Source organism: Rhodoplanes roseus, assembly GCF_003258865.1.
Classification (GTDB): domain Bacteria; phylum Pseudomonadota; class Alphaproteobacteria; order Rhizobiales; family Xanthobacteraceae; genus Rhodoplanes; species Rhodoplanes roseus.
This window is the reverse complement of record NZ_NPEX01000480.1, coordinates 1-1,697: the sequence shown is the minus strand read 5'-3', so window position 1 is coordinate 1,697 and position 1,697 is coordinate 1. Positions and strand designations below refer to the sequence as shown.

Genomic DNA, 1,697 nt, shown 5'->3' with positions numbered 1-1,697 from the left:
CCGGCGTGCCGCCCGGCGCGAGGCGATCGTCGCCCAGTCGGTGGCCGCATCGGTGCCGCCGTGGTGGATGGACCCGCGTCTGCTCACCACCGGGCTCACGCTGTCCCGCTCGCTCGGCGGCCGGCGCATGCTCTCGCTCGGGCTCGTCGGCGCCTTCGTGGTCGGCCTGCTGCTGAGCCGGGGCGTCGACCGGCGCTGATCGTCTGCGCGCCGGCTCTCTCCTGCATCGTCGTCCCGGAACATTCACGACGGTGCCGCTTTGACGTCACGATCTCACCAAGGTGCGTGGAGGCCGCCCAATGTTGTCGACCGTTCTGATCATCGTCCTGATTCTTCTCCTCGTCGGTGCCTTGCCGACCTGGGGCTACAGCAGCAACTGGGGCTACGGCCCGGGCGGCATTCTCGGCCTGATCCTCGTCATCGTGCTGGTGCTGGCCCTGATGGGCCGCCTCTGATCGTCCGGGCGTCGTCGCGAGACGGCGCCCGACCTCTCCGGACAGCGGGACGCGAACCCGCTCCGTGCCGCAACGACGTCGACGACCTCGGCCGGCTCCGCCGGCCTTTTTCTTGTCCGATGCGTCGCCGCGTCAGCGCTTGCGAATCCGGAAGGTCAGCACGTCGCCGTCGCGATCCGACGCCTCCAGCGTGTCGCCGCTCTCCTGCACGAGATGCGGAATGTCGATCGCGGCGAGCGGGTCCGTGCAGGTGACCTCGATCACCCGGCCGGGGGTCAGCCGGGTCAGGGCCTTGCGGGTCTTCAGCGCCGGAAGCGGGCATTTCAGCCCGCGCAGATCGAGCGTGTCCATGGCGTGGTTCTCGCGAGCCGCGTGCGCCTCGTCAAGCCGCGCCACCGGCGTGCTCCTCCCGATTGGATTTGCTGCCGCTTCGGATTAAGAGGAGCGCGTGAGCGCGATGCGCGCAGGCGACGGGGGATGCACGTGCGGGTCATCGGATTCACCGGGTGGAGCGGCGCCGGCAAGACGACGCTGATCAAGCGCGTCATCCCGCGCCTGATCGGCCGCGGTCTCACGGTGTCGACCGTCAAGCACGCCCATCACGGCTTCGACGTCGACCATCCGGGCAAGGACTCCTATGCCCACCGGGTCGCCGGCGCCACCGAGGTGCTGGTCTCCTCGCCGCTGCGCTTCGCCCTGATGCACGAGCTGCGCGGCGCGCCCGAGCCGGAGCTGCACGAGCTCCTGCGCCGCCTCGCGCCGGTCGATCTCGTCATCGTCGAAGGCTTCAAGCGCGAGCCGCACCCCAAGATCGAGGTCCACCGCGCCGTCGTCGGCAAGCCCCACATCTTCCCGGACGATCCCGACATCGTCGCGATCGCCGCCGACGGTCCGGTGCCGGACGCGGCCGCCGCCGGGCGCCGGCCCGCCGTCGCCGTGCTGGCGCTCGACGACGTGCAGGCGATCGTCGATTTCATGGTGGAGCGGGCGATCCCGATCGACGAGGCGATCGCGCGGGCCGGGGCGGTGGCCGCGGGAGGCGCGGCATGCCCCAGCTGAGCGACGACGCCTTCGCGGTCGGCGCCCCGGTGCTGCGCATCGAGGAGATGGAGCGGCTGATCGCCGAGCGCGTCGAGCCCGTCGCCGGCGTCGAGACCGTGCGGCTGCGCGCCGCGCGCGGCCGCGTGGTGGCGCACGACATCGCGGCGACGCGCGACCTGCCGCCCTTCGACAACTCCGCCG

The 1,697-nt window shown here is 71.7% G+C and carries 4 protein-coding genes and 1 pseudogene; 4 read left to right on the top strand and 1 reads right to left on the bottom strand.

All coding sequences use genetic code 11. From position 1 onward, the window contains the following. On the top strand, positions 1-199 hold a 199-nt coding region (locus CH341_RS35455; protein ID WP_210208682.1), incomplete at its 5' end, for a hypothetical protein. 100 nt (positions 200-299) lie between these two features. Next, complete coding sequence (locus CH341_RS30415) at positions 300-455, top strand: DUF3309 domain-containing protein (RefSeq protein ID WP_111423258.1); 156 nt, start codon at positions 300-302, stop codon at positions 453-455. A 132-nt stretch (positions 456-587) separates the two neighbouring features. Here the strand turns inward: CH341_RS30415 and CH341_RS30410 are convergent, their stop codons facing one another. After that, positions 588-806 (bottom strand): sulfurtransferase TusA family protein, encoded by a 219-nt coding sequence (locus CH341_RS30410; protein ID WP_111423257.1) that lies wholly within the window; start codon positions 804-806, stop codon positions 588-590. 132 nt (positions 807-938) lie between these two features. Between CH341_RS30410 and mobB the strand changes: the two genes are divergently transcribed. Together mobB and CH341_RS30400 are read left to right on the top strand one after the other, a co-directional pair. Then, entirely contained in the window at positions 939-1,514 is a 576-nt protein-coding gene (mobB, locus tag CH341_RS30405) for a molybdopterin-guanine dinucleotide biosynthesis protein B (protein WP_111423260.1), read from the top strand. Beyond that, positions 1,502-1,697: pseudogene (locus CH341_RS30400) on the top strand (molybdopterin molybdotransferase MoeA); the annotation flags it as partial. The gene mobB and the pseudogene CH341_RS30400, both read left to right, overlap by 13 nt.